At 40.7% G+C, this 15306-nt stretch carries 20 protein-coding genes; 14 read left to right on the top strand and 6 right to left on the bottom strand.

The genetic code is table 11. The features are described from left to right. Nucleotides 1–442 precede the first annotated feature (442 nt). The gene (locus ACOSVQ_RS06385) at nt 443–1486 is read left to right on the top strand and encodes a GMP reductase (RefSeq protein WP_491981698.1); all 1044 of its coding nucleotides are present in this window, start codon (nt 443–445) and stop codon (nt 1484–1486) included. 123 nt (nt 1487–1609) lie between these two features. Here the strand turns inward: ACOSVQ_RS06385 and ACOSVQ_RS06380 are convergent, their stop codons facing one another. Continuing rightward, entirely contained in the window at nt 1610–2641 is a 1032-nt protein-coding gene (locus ACOSVQ_RS06380) for a phage integrase (RefSeq protein ID WP_491981697.1), read from the bottom strand. Between the two features lie 216 nt (nt 2642–2857). On the opposite strand from ACOSVQ_RS06380, the gene ACOSVQ_RS06375 reads away from it, so the two are divergent. From ACOSVQ_RS06375 to ACOSVQ_RS06355, 5 genes are all read left to right on the top strand, one after another. Then, nucleotides 2858–3220: a helix-turn-helix domain-containing protein gene (locus tag ACOSVQ_RS06375; RefSeq protein ID WP_491981696.1), complete on the top strand. Its 363-nt coding sequence runs from the start codon at nt 2858–2860 to the stop codon at nt 3218–3220. Next, the gene (locus tag ACOSVQ_RS06370) at nt 3220–3801 is read left to right on the top strand and encodes an ImmA/IrrE family metallo-endopeptidase (protein WP_491981695.1); all 582 of its coding nucleotides are present in this window, start codon (nt 3220–3222) and stop codon (nt 3799–3801) included. The genes ACOSVQ_RS06375 and ACOSVQ_RS06370 overlap by 1 nt, the downstream gene beginning before the upstream one ends. 167 nt (nt 3802–3968) lie before the next feature. Then, complete coding sequence (locus ACOSVQ_RS06365; RefSeq protein WP_491981694.1) at nt 3969–4109, top strand: hypothetical protein; 141 nt, start codon at nt 3969–3971, stop codon at nt 4107–4109. A gap of 61 nt (nt 4110–4170) precedes the next feature. Further along, complete coding sequence (locus ACOSVQ_RS06360; protein WP_491981693.1) at nt 4171–4833, top strand: hypothetical protein; 663 nt, start codon at nt 4171–4173, stop codon at nt 4831–4833. Between the two features lie 425 nt (nt 4834–5258). After that, a complete protein-coding gene (locus ACOSVQ_RS06355) occupies nt 5259–5981 on the top strand; it encodes a hypothetical protein (RefSeq protein ID WP_491981692.1) in 723 nt (240 codons plus the stop codon). 2 nt (nt 5982–5983) lie between these two features. Here the strand turns inward: ACOSVQ_RS06355 and ACOSVQ_RS06350 are convergent, their stop codons facing one another. From ACOSVQ_RS06350 to ACOSVQ_RS06335, 4 genes are read right to left on the bottom strand one after another with little or no spacing between them, the layout of a single operon-like run. Beyond that, entirely contained in the window at nt 5984–6469 is a 486-nt protein-coding gene (locus ACOSVQ_RS06350) for a hypothetical protein (protein ID WP_491981691.1), read from the bottom strand. 2 nt (nt 6470–6471) lie between these two features. Beyond that, complete coding sequence (locus ACOSVQ_RS06345; RefSeq protein ID WP_491981690.1) at nt 6472–7236, bottom strand: hypothetical protein; 765 nt, start codon at nt 7234–7236, stop codon at nt 6472–6474. A gap of 15 nt (nt 7237–7251) precedes the next feature. Beyond that, nucleotides 7252–9204: an AAA family ATPase gene (locus ACOSVQ_RS06340; RefSeq protein ID WP_491981689.1), complete on the bottom strand. Its 1953-nt coding sequence runs from the start codon at nt 9202–9204 to the stop codon at nt 7252–7254. After that, the gene (locus tag ACOSVQ_RS06335; protein WP_491981688.1) at nt 9204–9830 is read right to left on the bottom strand and encodes a phage repressor protein CI; all 627 of its coding nucleotides are present in this window, start codon (nt 9828–9830) and stop codon (nt 9204–9206) included. Before ACOSVQ_RS06335 ends, ACOSVQ_RS06340 begins: the two co-directional genes overlap by 1 nt. 91 nt (nt 9831–9921) lie before the next feature. Between ACOSVQ_RS06335 and ACOSVQ_RS06330 the strand changes: the two genes are divergently transcribed. The 8 genes from ACOSVQ_RS06330 to ACOSVQ_RS06295 all read left to right on the top strand — a co-directional run bounded on the left by ACOSVQ_RS06330 (nt 9922) and on the right by ACOSVQ_RS06295 (nt 14233). Next, nucleotides 9922–10134 carry a hypothetical protein gene (locus ACOSVQ_RS06330; protein WP_171136822.1) on the top strand — a complete coding sequence of 71 codons (213 nt, stop codon included), beginning with the start codon at nt 9922–9924 and terminating at the stop codon, nt 10132–10134. A 113-nt stretch (nt 10135–10247) separates the two neighbouring features. Further along, a complete protein-coding gene (locus tag ACOSVQ_RS06325; RefSeq protein ID WP_222778712.1) occupies nt 10248–10787 on the top strand; it encodes a phage regulatory CII family protein in 540 nt (179 codons plus the stop codon). A gap of 12 nt (nt 10788–10799) precedes the next feature. Further along, nucleotides 10800–11015 (top strand): hypothetical protein, encoded by a 216-nt coding sequence (locus ACOSVQ_RS06320; RefSeq protein ID WP_491981687.1) that lies wholly within the window; start codon nt 10800–10802, stop codon nt 11013–11015. Then, entirely contained in the window at nt 11015–11242 is a 228-nt protein-coding gene (locus tag ACOSVQ_RS06315; RefSeq protein WP_484608056.1) for a hypothetical protein, read from the top strand. The genes ACOSVQ_RS06320 and ACOSVQ_RS06315 overlap by 1 nt, the downstream gene beginning before the upstream one ends. A 24-nt stretch (nt 11243–11266) precedes the next feature. After that, entirely contained in the window at nt 11267–11539 is a 273-nt protein-coding gene (locus ACOSVQ_RS06310) for a hypothetical protein (RefSeq protein ID WP_258005538.1), read from the top strand. A gap of 4 nt (nt 11540–11543) precedes the next feature. Then, nucleotides 11544–13622 carry a rolling circle replication-associated protein gene (locus ACOSVQ_RS06305; RefSeq protein ID WP_491981686.1) on the top strand — a complete coding sequence of 693 codons (2079 nt, stop codon included), beginning with the start codon at nt 11544–11546 and terminating at the stop codon, nt 13620–13622. 103 nt (nt 13623–13725) lie between these two features. After that, a complete protein-coding gene (locus tag ACOSVQ_RS06300; protein ID WP_491981685.1) occupies nt 13726–13959 on the top strand; it encodes a hypothetical protein in 234 nt (77 codons plus the stop codon). A gap of 40 nt (nt 13960–13999) precedes the next feature. Then, the gene (locus ACOSVQ_RS06295) at nt 14000–14233 is read left to right on the top strand and encodes an Ogr/Delta-like zinc finger protein (RefSeq protein WP_102969435.1); all 234 of its coding nucleotides are present in this window, start codon (nt 14000–14002) and stop codon (nt 14231–14233) included. A 9-nt stretch (nt 14234–14242) separates the two neighbouring features. On the opposite strand, the gene ACOSVQ_RS06290 is transcribed toward ACOSVQ_RS06295, so the two are convergent. Continuing rightward, nucleotides 14243–15160, bottom strand: coding sequence for a hypothetical protein (locus ACOSVQ_RS06290; RefSeq protein WP_491981684.1), 918 nt, complete (start codon nt 15158–15160; stop codon nt 14243–14245). Nucleotides 15161–15306: the final 146 nt, after the last annotated feature.

Below are 15306 nucleotides of genomic sequence, written 5' to 3'. Positions count from 1 at the left end.
CAAGACCAAATAAAAAGCTGTGATCTTGAATCGTTTGGTTGAAAAATAAACGAAAGTTAAAGTGTCGGTATTACAGGAAGGAGTGATTGAATTCACATTATTGGAATGCTGTTCTGTAGCTAAACGATTAGACAATCGTTTGCCAAAGGACAGTATTTTGACGTGTGTAAGCTAATTTATTGATATTTAAGTTATTGTTGGGGATGGTTTTGTCTACTGGAGATTACCAGTTTGGGGGATATGAAATCTTCGCTAGGATAACACAAAAAAAATGCAAATATCAGACTTGTAGGAAAGAAATCACAACCTATAATGCTGAAAACCGGAGCGTCTGCCAACGCTCCGGTTTTTTTGTGTCCGAAAAGTGACTACGTCTGCCAACGTGTTCACTACGCACTCTGCAAAAGAGACACAAACTGTGAATTAATCAAGGAATTACACAATGCGTATCGAACAAGAACTTAAGTTAGGTTTCAAAGATGTACTGTTTCGCCCGAAACGTTCAACCCTAAAAAGCCGATCTCAAGTAAATTTAACCCGCGAGTTTACCTTCAAGCATAGTGGTCGTCAATGGTCTGGCGTACCTGTTATTGCTGCAAACATGGACTCTGTAGGCAGCTTTAAAATGGCTGAGGCTTTAGCAAAACATAGCGTAATGACTGCTATTCACAAACACTATAGCGTTGAGCAGTGGGCTGAGTTTGTTCAAAACGCAGATGCTAATACGTTGAAAAACGTTATGGTTTCTACAGGCACTTCGGATAATGACTTCCAAAAGACCAAAGACATTATGGCGATGAGCGAAGAGCTAATTTTCATCTGCATCGACATTGCTAACGGCTATTCAGAGCACTTAGTTGACTACGTTCAAAAAGTACGTGAAGCGTTTCCAAACAAAGTAATTGTTGCCGGTAACGTAGTAACTGGCGATATGGTAGAAGAGCTGATTCTTGCTGGTGCAGATATCGTTAAAGTAGGTATCGGCCCTGGTTCAGTTTGTACTACACGAGTGAAAACAGGTGTTGGTTATCCTCAGCTTTCAGCAATCATTGAGTGTGCTGATGCTGCTCACGGTCTTGGTGGTCGTATTATCGGTGATGGTGGTTGTACTTGTCCGGGAGACGTTGCGAAAGCTTTCGGTGGCGGCGCAGACTTTGTAATGCTAGGCGGTATGTTAGCAGGCCATGAAGAAGCGGGTGGCGAGCTAATCGAGAAAAACGGCGAAACGTTCATGAAATTCTACGGAATGTCTTCTAAGAGCGCGATGGACAAGCACTCTGGTGGTGTTGCTGGTTACCGTGCAGCTGAAGGAAAAACCGTATTAATTCCATTCCGTGGTCCTGTTGAAAATACCATCCAAGATGTGCTTGGTGGCGTACGTTCAACTTGTACATATGTAGGCGCAGCCTCGCTTAAAGAGCTAACTAAGCGCACAACGTTCATCCGCGTACAAGAGCAAGAGAACAACGTTTACGGTAAAGAGTAAACTTCCAACTCTTCGGAAAATTCGAGTTATCATGAGCCGCTTTTTGCGGCTCTTTTTTTGCCTTAAAATCAGTAAATGGCGACAAAGTGGCGACACTCGCGGAAAAATTTTTTGTGGCGACAGCTACAAACCCGCCAAAGGGTTTTTGGTGATCGCTTCAGAAAGGTGGTCAGGGGCAAAGTGGGCATAGCGCATCGTCATACTGATATCGGCATGGCCAAGAATGTCTCTGAGTACCAAAATGTTCCCGCCGTTCATCATAAAGTGGCTAGCAAAGGTATGACGAAGAATGTGAGAAGCTTGCCCTGTGGGAATATCTAACCCAAGTTTGTTCTTCAATATGTAGCAGAATGGCGTATAGCACTGCTTGAACAGCTTCCCACTGGTTGGTTTATAGATTTCATCGTATAAGCTCTCTGAAATCGGCACAGAGCGATTCTTCTTCGTTTTGGTATTAGTGAATGTGACTTTGTATTTTGAAAGCTGCGAGCCGCGCATTTGTGCTGCTTCATTCCAACGAGCGCCAGTTGAAAGGCACAGCTTGACGATCTTCTGCATATCTTCAATTTCATGCTGGCTAACCAATTCAATCAGCGGTGGAAGTTTCTCTTTCGGTAAGAACGCCATTGCTCGTTCGTGTTCTTTGAATGGTTTGATCTCTTCCAATGGGTGGGGCAGGCTCCATTCACCCAGCTCTTTTAGCTTCCCGAATACAGCTTTGAATCGAGCAAGTTCAGAATTGAGCGTTGCAATACTGGGTGCACCTTTATTCCAACGAGCAGAAACAAAAGGCAGTGAACCACTCATACGCCTGGCACGAAAATCAGCATAGATTTTGGAATTAAAGTGATTCGCTAATGGGTTGCCCATAGCTTCAACCATGTGCTGAAACTTTTGGTAGATAACAGGTCCGTTCGCCAGTGTTTTACCGTAAAGCTCAAACCACAGTTCGATAACGTCACTTAAACGACGGTGATCAGGTTTGTCACCAAGCCATGGTTTATCTTCCACCTCACGCATGGTGAATTTTTCAAAAGCTGCTGCTTCACCTTTGGTTACGAACGCCTTGCGTACGCGTTTACCTCTGCGCCCGTTTGGGTAGCATTCACATAGCCAGGGCTTTTTTGAACCATCTTTTAAGTTGCGAATAGACATATAGAAAATTCTAAATACTGTATATAAAAACAGTCTAATTCGACTTATACCGTTAAACAATGTTTGAATTCCTATACTTTGAACAGAGTTGATTGTTTCAGGTATTCGTTCATTCACTTGTATGGTGTCTTTAATTTACTAAAAAAGATCTTTACAATTTACTAAAATAGTAAATAATGAATTTGACTAACGGTACAAATACAGTCGGGGGTAGTGATGGTTGGTGTAAAGGTAACAGAAATAGGGAAATTCCTTCGGAAGTTGCGGATAGAAGAGGACATGTTACTAAAAGATATGGCCGAAAAATTGGAAATTAGTTCAGCATTGTTGTCTGGTATCGAGTTAGGAAAGAAAGCGATATCTGATAGCGTGTTAAAGAAAATTTCTAAAGCTTTCAATTTGAGCTCTGAACAAATTGCTGAATTGGAGCAGGCTGCATCGGTGTCTCAGCCTCAAGTGAAAATTGACTTGGTGGGTAAAAGTGCAGATGAAAGAGAGATGGTTGTTTCATTTGCTCGCAAGTATGAATCCCTTTCTGCGGAACAGAAAGAGCAGTTGAAAAAACTCCTGGAGGATTGATGGAAAAACCACAGCGCAAATTAGGTATAAGAGTACCGCCTCGCAGAACTGCGAATATATTTAGCGAGGCGCAAGGGTTACGTGATGAATTGAAACTCAAAGGCAAGGTGGATATTGGAAGGCTATTGATGGCGTTTCAGGATGCTGGAATGTTGGAGTTTTCAATAGTTAAGGCAGACGAACCTATATTCGATGATGAAGAAACCTTTTTAGGTGATGAAGAAGCAAGGGCCTATCCCGATTCTGACTTCATCGCGATTCGTGAAGATGTGTACGACAAAGCCTGTGGGGTTTGTGGTCATTCAAGATTTACAATTGCTCATGAACTAGGGCACATCATTATGCATAAAGGCGTTGTGGCAAGCTTTGCTCGTGGTGGTGAACACCAAATCTTTGAAGATAGTGAATGGCAAGCTGATGTATTCGCTTCGGAGTTTTTAGCGGATAGTCGACTCATCGATCTAGATACAGATACACCTGCGACGGTATCTGAACGATTCGGTGTTACAGAAGAGGCTGCAATTGTGAAACTAGCAAAATTGAAAGAGATACAAGAGAAAAGAACAAACGAAGAGCAGTAGATACGTAAACAGGAAGGCTGCGACCCCTTCCTGCTCAGTACGATTTCCGAGGTAATGTCACTGCCTCGTAAACCTAGCTAATGGTGTTAACCACAGCAAATTAGACACTTGTAAGGTAGCACATTGGTTAGGAATTTCAAGAGTGACCTCTAAATACGGAGGCTCATATGAGTCCTAACGCGCAAAACGACACTGTCGTTATTTATTCGAAGTTTATCACTGTTAAAGGGAAGCGCATTTACGCGCACCAAAAAGGTCTAGATGCATTTCGTCTAGAGATCCCTAAAGACAAATATAAACCTCGATAACAATAATGCTGAGGTCGTAATAGACCTCAGCCCCTTCTCTTGTTTTATAAGGAATTGGACTGTGAACCTTACAGAAATCATAAACAATAGCTTGATGCAAAGCTTATTACTCAGCCCACTTATGGGAGTTATTTTCGCCGCAATTTTCTCTGGCTTAACTTCAGCCCCTAAAGGCAGTAACGCTACTACTGTGTTAGTTACGAAAACAGTATACAAAGAACGAGTGATTCATAGTCATGGAGTAGGAAATAGTAGAAAAAGTAACTCGTCTGATGATGCTATGGGAATTATTGGATTCGCTTTTGTTGTCACATGCTTTATTGCTTGGAAATATGCCACAATTTATGACCAAGTACTTATGGTGCTGGCTATCACTACACTAACCATCATCAGTTTCGCTTTCACTACTATTGCTATCTCTTTGATTAAAGGGCAATACACATCTAGTGATTGGTTGATGTACACCTTATTTCCTTTAGCTGCGCTGTTCATGTGTCTTTATTTAATATTTTTAGCTTTTGATTCATTCGACCCGAAAGTCCAAAACCTAGCGTTAGAAGCAAATGCGATAGAGTTCTATTTAAGAAAGCTGAGTACATATGGTCGCAACTTTATGCTGGCTCATATTCTTGGCATAGTGCTTATGACTATTACATTACTGCTCACAATGCTCGCCCAAGTTCACTATTTAAGCTTAATGAACTTAAGGGGAGCGTTTGGCTAGCAAGGTTAACTAGTGTTATGTCACGTAAACGCTGGCTAATTGGAATGATAATTTTACTTGTAATGTCTTATATATGTTTGGAACCAAGCCTAGTTGCTACTTGGTTAACTAATAGAACTAAATAGGAAATTGCCCCTATATGGGGCTTTTCTTTACATCTACGAGGTTAGAAGCACAACGACTATTCCCGTCTCATTTGGAATCATTTTGAACAGCGAAGGTAAGGTATTCATTTTCCGTCGTGAAGAGTCATTAAAGAGTGAGTTGAATGAAGAACTGGATGTCGATGTAGTGTGGTTTATTGAAAAATCTTTTAGTTCCTGCGGATGTATTTGTTGCAAGTTATTTATCATAAAAAATTGTTTTGATATTAGAAGTGATTAGATTAAGATTTTTGTCTGCTAATTTTATTTTCTTGGATATTTATGCCATTAACATCAGAAAACTATAGTAACTTTTATTTTGGGAATAGTGCTGAACATTACGTAATGAGCCAAGCTTTCTTTCACAAGTTAGAAGCCCATAAGTATAATCCCGATATCGGGTTTGATCTTTGTATAACCAATAGAGCACGAGAGGAGTTTAATAGTGAAACAAGGAAATCTATTGATATTCAAGTTAAAGCTACTTATTTAGTTAATGATGAAGCTATCTTTACAATAAAGAAAAGTGAAGTAGATTTCTTAATAAAAAAAGATAATGCAGCTACAGTGTTTTGTATTTATGATGTTCAGATTATCGATGCTCCTGTTTGTATAGAAGATGATCGTGACGGGACGATGATGCTAGATGCCGCTATTGACAGAAGTTATAGGCAAGATGTTTACAATAGTCAAAGAAAAGATCAAAGTTATAAAAAAGAATTGAAAAATATTAAGATGGATGATTTTCAGATAACTTCTTTCTGGTTGAACTCCAAGCAGATGAAAAAAGCTATTGAAGAAGGAGTTATAAAAAGTATTAATGATGATTTCTACCAGGTCACAGTAAAAATGGATGAAGATCTTTTTTATTTTTCTAAAGTGAAAAATCAGAGTGGTTCCGAATGTTCAGTGCATCCTATGACGCAAATTCGATATCTAAAGTTTTTATTTGATCTTAATGGAAAAGACTCTCCGATTGATATGGAAAATTTTTCTCTATACTAATTTTATTTAAACAAATGCCCGTTATATTGAATGTGACTATTAATCTTGTCGAACGTTTGAACTTTAAAAGTTACGGGCTTTGCGTGCCCTTCAAGTGCTCGTAAAAAGGGTTGCAGCCATTTATAACAGGCAACTGATAGAACAATGAACACAAAGAAAGCCAATACAGAATAGTGCCCGACAAGGAATGTGAAACCAGAGATAACCAAGATAAAGGTAGCCTTGGTAAAACGTTCAGCATTTGCAGTGTTTATTACTTTGAGTACAGCTTCTGAAGATATGTTTTGTTCAACTGCATAGAAATGGAACAGAGCACATGCCGTTGAAAATGGTATAGCCGCGGCAAAGAAGATAATTGAGATATAGAGCATTTTGGAATTTTGGATCTGATCATATCCACTGAAAAGAACCAAAAAGAACGAAATACAGAAACCTGCAATAGTTGTGTGCATCCAGCGTACGTGAGTAATATTTTCTTTGTTGTCCATTTCTATGCCATTACAGAGCAATACTGGTAAATTGAGTTACCTAACCAATAGATGAAAAGAGATATATTCAGAGCAATCGGAACAGTAGTATCAAAAATATCTTTATTAAACGTCATTTCTTTGAAGTAATAACCTAATACAAGAAAACGCAAGCGATAGCGAAGCTTGCTATCGGCAATTTTAGATGTTTCATCAGTACTATATCCTTGTTCATCTGCATAGGTGGTAAGCCCCCATTTAGATTTAACATCTTCGTGATGGGTAACTAATTCGCTTACATCGTAAGCGGGGTTTTCCCAGCAGTCGATTTTTCTAAAAGAATAGTCTTTTGAAAAATAGAAACTGAAACTGAAAGCCGTATCTTCATCAGCCACACCTTCAATATCAATACGATGCGAGTCATCTTGATACAAACTTTCTACGTGGTAGTAGAAGTCTGAAAGGTAGATTGAATCTCGAACTAGAGGTTCTCCTTTTTGTCCTATTTCAAGTACCTTGGCTAAAGATTCAAAATAGTATTTTCCAAAAATTGCTTTTTGATGAAGAGTGTATCGATATAGGGCATATCCAACTAATACCCAATAAAGAAAAATTAATCTTTCAGAATGCTCAAAAGTAACGGTTGGTAGCCAAGGAATAGTAATTTTTACATCTTCTAATTCAACTCCAATCACCATATGAATAAGCCCAATACAGAACAAAGTCATCAAACCTTTGGCAGATGATGTGAATGATGGGTCTGTAATTTTTTCTATTGGGCTATCCATAAGTATCATTAACCTCTACGAGTTACACTCTTCAATAAAAGACCATATTTTGTCACATAACTGGCTGAGTTCTTCGCTTAATGCCCAGTCGTCGTTTTGGCTTTTCATTATATCTACAGCAATGTCACAAAAGACTACTTTCTGTTTAATAGTACTCCCAGATGACTCAATAAAGTCTCTATCTCCATTTTTAGTCTTAACCCAACCATCGCCTTTTCGGAAAAATAACTTACCATCTTTTGCATCCTGGGCTTTGGATATCTGATTTTCTAATATTGCACCTATACCTATTTCTTCGCTACGAAATGATTTATCAGTTAATGAGTCAAAGGAATGAGTACTATTCCCTTTACTCTTCATATCTTCCCAGAGTGTTTTAGCCGCATCGATGATTACATTGTGAGGTATGTAGTTCTCAATTTCTTTCCATTTAAGTAGTTCAAATCGGCTACCTAGTGCCTCTTGTAGATCTTCTACCCGACTACCTTTACTATCGATGTCAGCATCAGCTAATAGAAAAACATCTTTACTAAGCCTTTGAGCTGGAGTCTGCGGTGACTTATCTGGGTCGACATCATCAGTAAATGCCCAATGGGTAATGTTAGATCCTTGATATTCTACAAAAACATAGTGAAGGTTTTCGTTATATGTGCGCAACTTAGCTACGCGTTCCTTCGCTTTTTTGCGAGCTTGATGAGAGCCATCTTCGGAAATACTAAATGCTTCGAGTTCGTCTAGATATTTTGCTAAATAAACTTGCAGATAGCGTTTGTCTGTAACTCCTTCAACCCAGACAGAGCAATTGGCAAGAAGAACAGAAGAGGCTAAAACTCCAAGCTCTTTGAGTATATCCTTATTGTTGGCTTGGCTTTGGACAATGGAAGTAGACTTATTATCTTCGTCAATAATTTTCTTAACACTGATAAGATTAATGTCATCCGACTCTAAAGTTAGATCAACAAAGTGATTTGATTGCGTGGTGAAGAAGAACATATGCTGAGGACATGCTCTAAATGCTTCAATAAGAGCGCGTTGCATACCAGCGTGAAGATTCTGCTCTGGTTCTTCGATAAAGAAAATAGTGGGCTCTTTTTCTAAAAATGGGCGAACAGTAAGCGTAATCATTGCTTGAATACCATCACCCATTTCATAGATTGGTAGCTGAGGTTCATCCCCAATTTTGATATGAAGCACATTGTTTTCTTGTTTTTCTTGTCGCTTCTTACGAGGGATAATATTAACCCGCTTCCCCTCAAAAAAATGTGTAGATAGGTAATTTTGGTATTCTTTTACGCTTGATTGTTCCTCTTCTTCTCCAAGTAGTGAGTAGACCATATCTTCATATAATGTATGCCCAGTGAATATCTTAAGCGCTGAACCATTACCGCCATTAAAATAGTCGCGCAGAGTGCGTTCTAAATATACATCGGTGTTTGGTACAAGTGTTCTAAGACCTCGAAGTATAGGTATGTATTCTTTTTTGTTTCTATTTATATCGTATCCATCAAAAGTGCTTAATTTTACGATTTTATCCCATAGTTCTTTAGTGAATAGTGTCCCTGCGACACTAGATATTTCTTCATTCGATATAGGGCTCATTTTTTTTAGAAGTGCGTTTTCAATGGTTTCATGCAACACGCTTCCAATATTAGAGTCGAATAAATCATTTGAACTATTCGTGAATAGCATTGATATATGCTGAGATATGCTGGGTTTTACACAATTAATATTCTTTTCGAAGTTGATTTTTGCTTCGTTGGTTAGGTCTCTTCCATCATCAAATTTAGGGATGTCATTAGAAAAAACAGTACGAATAAAGCGGCTTTTACCCGAGCTGTTTGCACCTATGATTACATTTATTTGACGCAGGTTTTCGATGGTATTTGATCTAGCATCTGGTAATTTAAAGTTGTTATTACTGAGTTCAGGAACATTAATTGCTGTTATTGTCTTGAGGTTTACAGACATCAAACCCTCTCCATAATCAACGCAACTCTACCCACAACTTTCACATCGCCTTCATCAACAGTAATCGTTGAGCCGTTAAAGCTAATCGCTAACTTCTTGCCCGGTAAGCGTTGGATTTCGTTTAGGGAGAGGAGGCCGTCCATATCTACTAGGTAGGTTCCGGCTACGGCTTGGCGTGATTCTTTGTTTACTAAGAATGTTCTGCTGCTGTCTTTAATTGCGATCGCGTCATTGACACTGACATCTTCAAGCTGAGCCACATCGAATGCTATTGCACCTTTATTAACTAGCTTTCCGTCTTCTAAAACAAAGCAGTCTATGTTCATTACACGATTTGAATCATTACTTAATGAACTATGCTTTTGCGTGATTTTGTTAGGAAATGCTTCCCCTTCACCAAGTACTAAATACTCCATAGATGCGCCAGTATGCAAATGCACCCTTACAATCACTTCGAAGGGTGTTAATTTGCGTTGATGCCAAGTGGACATGGTAGATTTTGAGACTTCAAGCACTTCTGCAAGTGTCTGAAAATCACGACATCCTGTGACTTCCTTCAATCTTTCAGTAACATCTCGCCCCGAAATGTACGCTTTTGGGTGTATTTTGTCTTGTGATTCACGCATAAACGATCTAATATCTGTGCTCAAGGGTGAATGACGAGGTGCAACTCATCATCACGAATTAAAACATTCAATGACTTACAAGGATAGCACCATGCTTTCATATCAAATAGTAATAAATACTCCTTTTATGACTTACGAGCAGTATTCGCAGCTTTCTGGTATGCCAAAACGCACCATCATGGATTGGGTGGCAGAAGGCAAACTTCCTATTAAAACCAAAGAGAAAGCGAAAGAAACACCCATGATCAACATGGTTGCTTTACATGAAATCGCAACGCGCGAAGCGATGCAGTTGCTGGGGTAATACTCATGCGATTTTCCTCCCTGATTCCCACCAAAGAATATTGTCCGTTGTGGCTCAATGTTCTTGGTTGGGCATTCATTTTCGTTCCGTTTTTCTTCAATTGAGTATTCGTTATGGAAGATTTGAACTCAATGTGCGTTTTACGTGGCTCGAAACAAAAGGCATTTAACGAAGCGTGTTGCGCATTTGCGAACTCAGAGAACATGACAGCTATCGCCAAGGCTCTCGATATGAACCCAACGATGCTGCGAAACAAGCTCAACCCTGACCAGCCGCATGTGCTGACTTGCGTTGAGTTGGTTCTCATCACTAAAGCGAGTGGCAACTACTCCATTCTTAATAGCCTTTTGCTTGGTCTCGGTGTGGTGACGGCGCAAATTCCGCAGGATGCGAGCGTGGAAACGTTCATCAAACGTGCTCTGGAAAACTCGATTCATTCTGGCGATTTGTCGCGTATGGCGCTCGACCATGCAAACAAAACCAGCCTCAACCGTACCAGCAAGCAAAGCATTATCAGAAAGGCTCAGGCAAGTATCAGTAATTTGGTGCTGCTGATTTCTGATCTCGAAAGTCGCACCACGGGCGTCACGCCGTTCCTGAGTATGAGCGTCGATTTTGTGGCAAACGGTGCACCCATCCCCGGTTTTTCTTAGAAGGTGAAAGCTATGGCTAACAACGTAAAAGTAACGATTGAAATCAACACGCTTGATGAAGCGATTCATTGGGAAAACCACGCGGTGCTGACCCTAAACAAAATCAAGCAAAACCCAGTAGAAGGGCAGGCGGACTTGCAAAGTTCTCTGGTTCGTACATGGACAGATGTGCACCGCCAAGCGCGCAAAGCAGTCGGGCAGTTCATTAAACAGGAAGAGGCTGCGTGATGGAGTTTGTAGCCGTTCGTTTGTTTGGTGATGGTGCGATGAAGCGTCACAAGAAAACGCTGGAGCCGGAAACAACGGCTCTGGGTGATTTCGATAACGCTGACGATGCCATCGCACAAGCATGTCACCAGTTGAACTGTAACCACATTCGCCACGGCATTTTGAGCGAGGGCGAAGGTCAAGGTGGTTTCATTGTTATGGATATTCAGGAGCTGGCAGAGGTTTAACTCTGCCGCTTGCGTGAGGTGTTTATGACTGAAGATATCGATTATTGCCCAAGTACTTCTATCAAGAATCTGCCTGTTACTTCTCCGGCTCATTTGCCGTGCCCTGATATGGCAGGAATGGAAAACCCTGACCCGCAAAAGCGTCAGCGTTCTTTGTTCCTGCTCGGCAAGCTGCGCGAGAAACATGGGATTCCAAAGCATAAGTCAGCGGCATCAAACTCAGCTTGTCTTGAATATGTGTGTACCGAAGAAGGTTGTATCGAACCTTGGGGAACCGTGAATAACGCAGTGGCTTAGTAAAATGGAAACCAAAGACTTACTCTATATCGCTGGGGCAGTGATGCCCCACGACAAAATCAAACGAAATGATGCCAGCTATAACGCTGGTTTTTTAGTATCCAAAATTTATACCGACCAAGAACAAGCAATTTTGGATGCAGGTTTTATCAAGAAAATACCGATTTATGATCGCGTTCTTGGCAAAAAATCCAAGCGCCAGTTGGATGTTGAGATAAGAACCGATGCTTTTAAAAGGCTAAATTTCCGCTCAGAACACGACCGCGAAGCGGCGGCGAGAATCGCCGGAGAGCATAGGCTAGTCAAAGGGCGCAAAAGTCCGACAGAAAATTATCGTCACAGAAAAGAGCGCCAAATGCAGTCTTTAAGGCTGTTAGGAAAGGTACTGCGCCCGAAAACTGAGCTTGAAAGTCCCGAGGCTTACTTCAACCATGATGTGCTCTACGACACTACAGCGCGTTCTAAGCCGCAGATTCTGAACCAGAATGGTAAACGGGCGAGGGGTGAACCTAAGAAAATCCCTATTTCGATGAACTTGATGCATCGAGAGTGGGACAACACTTTCAAGTTTCAGGCGATAACCGAAACGCCAGCCAGTGCCGCGCCAGATGCAAACACGGGTGAGCGATTTACTGAGAAGTTATCAAGTCGTTCGGTGCGTAAGATTTTTGAAGCAGCTGCGTACACGTCAGCTTGTCACGGTGGTTTCACCACGTTCTTGACTCTGACCTTTACCAAAGAGCAACGCTTAGCTCTATTTGGTGGCATGACCGATGGCGAGAATTATGTGTCGGCAGGTCCGCATCATCCAATCGGCTATAAGCGAAACATGATTACGACCAGAGCCAAGCGAGGTGAGAAGAAAGTGGGCAACCCTATTGTTGATATCGCAGGCGAGTACTGGACGGTTCCGAACAAAGACAGACCGATTCCAAAAGTGATGAACCAGGGCGGTTTGATTGCAGGGGATTACTGCGACATCAAATCCAAACCTGAACATACCTTCACCATGGAAAAGACGTTGGAAACTACGATAGGTAATGAAGCATCGAGATTTTTAGATGCGGTGAAGAAGCAATATCTACGTGGTTGGGTGGCGGACCACACTCGTCAAACTGATCCAGAAACAGGTGCACCTTACAGCGACTTAACCAAAGTGAAAGTGCCGAAGCATGTGAAAGCCGGAGAGTTTGGACCGACTCAAGAGCCTGCTGATTTTCACTATATTTGGGTAGCGGAATGTCCAGAGAATGAAGATGGTGAACCGAATCCGCACATTCACGTTCTGCTGCGTTGGTCTGTTCCTCATCATCTTTTCAGTGCTTGGGCTAAACGTCTTGAGATAATTTGGGGACATGGCTTTGCGAACTTGGAGCGCATCCGTAAACCGGAAGCTGCTGGTTCATACATCATCAAAGCCGTTGGTTATGCAGCCAAAGGGGATGATGCAAGCCAAGGGCTTATCAAAGGTAACCGTTACGGTGTAGCGAAATGTTCACGCGCACCTGATTGGAAGTGTTTGGCTTCCTTCGATGCCGACAACATGACAGCGATTATCAAAGAACTAGGTTACAAACTTGAGCAGTGGAAGAAACCTATTCGACGCAGAGTGAACAAGTTACATGCAGCGAAAGAGCAAACCATAAAAGCTCAGGCGATAGCGAAGCAGCAAGCTAAACCGGAAGAACATCGCAAGAAGCTGCAACAAAGAATCATCCGTTTGGAAAAGGAAGCGGAGAAGCTGAACAAAACTATGCGTTCTCGTGGCGTTCATATCAGTACCACCAATCGTTTTTGTATTACGTTCGAAGGGGAAGATGCTGCAAGCAAAGTTGATAAGTTCTTGCTTTGGGCAGCAGGCGCTCGCGGTTGGCCGATGCAGTGTCGTGATTTCAGTTGTGACGACATCAAACACGAGGCAGATGTTATCTATGCTGATCAGTTCATTCGCTTCCAAGATAAGCGAAGCTATTGGGGTGCAGTTCTGAAAGAAAACCGAATGATTGAAGATGTGGACGATGCGGAAATTAGCTACTGGCATAGCGTGAGAGAAGAGGCGATGCGGCATATGCCTATGGGCTAATTGCATATAGTTTGAGTGTAATTTCTCAAATAACAAAATCACCTGTACAAATGGGGATAAAAATACTGTATGTTTATACAGTTAAATTTGTATGGGTACGGCTATGTCATTAGAAAGAGAGGATATTTTCCTAGATGCAATGGGCTTTATCATTGATGCAGTAGCACTGAGCACTGTTGGTGATAGCCGAGCAGATATAGGAATTTATTTAATGAGTCTGCTGGTTGCAGACCAAAAGAAAGAATTGCAGCCTGAAAAACTGGAAGCCATCAGACAGTTGATTGAACTCTCTGACGAGCTAGAAAGCCCAGCTTTTTCGATAAGTTCAAAGTCTTAAAAGAGGGCAGGCTTGTAACTAGAAGTGAGGATCAATCAATATGCTAATTACTTGCCCTGTCTGCGAAAGCAAAGCCCGTATCGCCACATCAAAAGCGATGAGCAAAGATACCCGCGAAGCATACTGCCAATGCCTGAACCTAAACTGCGGCCGCGCGTTCACCACTTTGACTACAGTGAACCGAATCATTGAGCCTACGGGAGCGAAGCCAGACCCGCTACTACAGCCAGAACTGTGCAAGGGTGATGTTGATCAGATGGATATGTTTGGGTGAGTGAATTAATCATGCTGGGCGCCATTCAACTTTCACTCCTTGATATGTTAGGAGCGGATAGGGGCACTCCCACTGAAAAACGTTTTTGGTATGACTTTGTCTACAGTTATTTGCATCGACTTCATTTTTATTTTCACATAAAGAGTAAAAGTCACATTTGTATTGTTTTTGAGTTTGGAATACAACTTCAACATTCATTGAACTAGAAATTATTAGGCAATATAGCGCATCACTATCTCTAGTAAGTTTTTGTGTTGTAGATGTTACTCTGATTCGCAGCTCTCCTAAGGGGGGGATTACAGTATTGTAAATATATCTTATATGAGATTCGTTTTTACCTTGAGTTGTTCGAAAAGATACGGGAGTACCATTGATTTCGAGTGATGCTGCATCAAACTTATTTAATTTAGAACGTTCAACATCTCTTTCAATCTTATGCTCTATTTCAAAAGGAGATGTATTCTTCACTTTATAGTCAGATATAGCTTTTACTAGTAAAACATCAGGGTCTTCAGTTTCTTGAAAGTAATATTTTAAAGTATAATCTTTTCTATATTTCTTCTCAGAAAATAATTGTTTTCTTATTGCGTTCTGGATGCTAGTGGGTAATTCAATATCGAATGCATTATAAAATGCATCCTTTTTCAATTCTTTTAGTATTTTTGATTGCTCTGCAATCTTGAAGCTTTCAAGGAAAATAACTGCGAGAGTACTCGCAAAGAATAGTTGAAGTATATCTTTAACAATAGGTACATATAGTTGAATTTGTAGCCATGTATTCTCACCAACTAAATCTTCTGTAACGAGTAATCCAGTGTGGCGAATGTCAATGAACAGTGTTTCAATGTAACATATTGATATTATGATAAAAACTAACCATGATCGAAATAGTGATTGATTGAAAATAATAAGAACCTTTTTAAACAAAACTATCCTCCTAGCATCCGAGCTGTTCGGTTTTTATACAGAAAATAAGATACTTATTTTTACAACTAACAAATGTGAAGCGTCTAAAATTTACACATATTAGGTAATGTATAGAGGAAAATAAAAAAAAACGATCAAAAACGAAA

The organism is Vibrio sp. HM8-C (genome assembly GCF_058630515.1).
The sequence above is the reverse complement of the archived record's forward strand: the minus strand, read 5'-3'. Positions and strand labels throughout refer to the sequence as shown.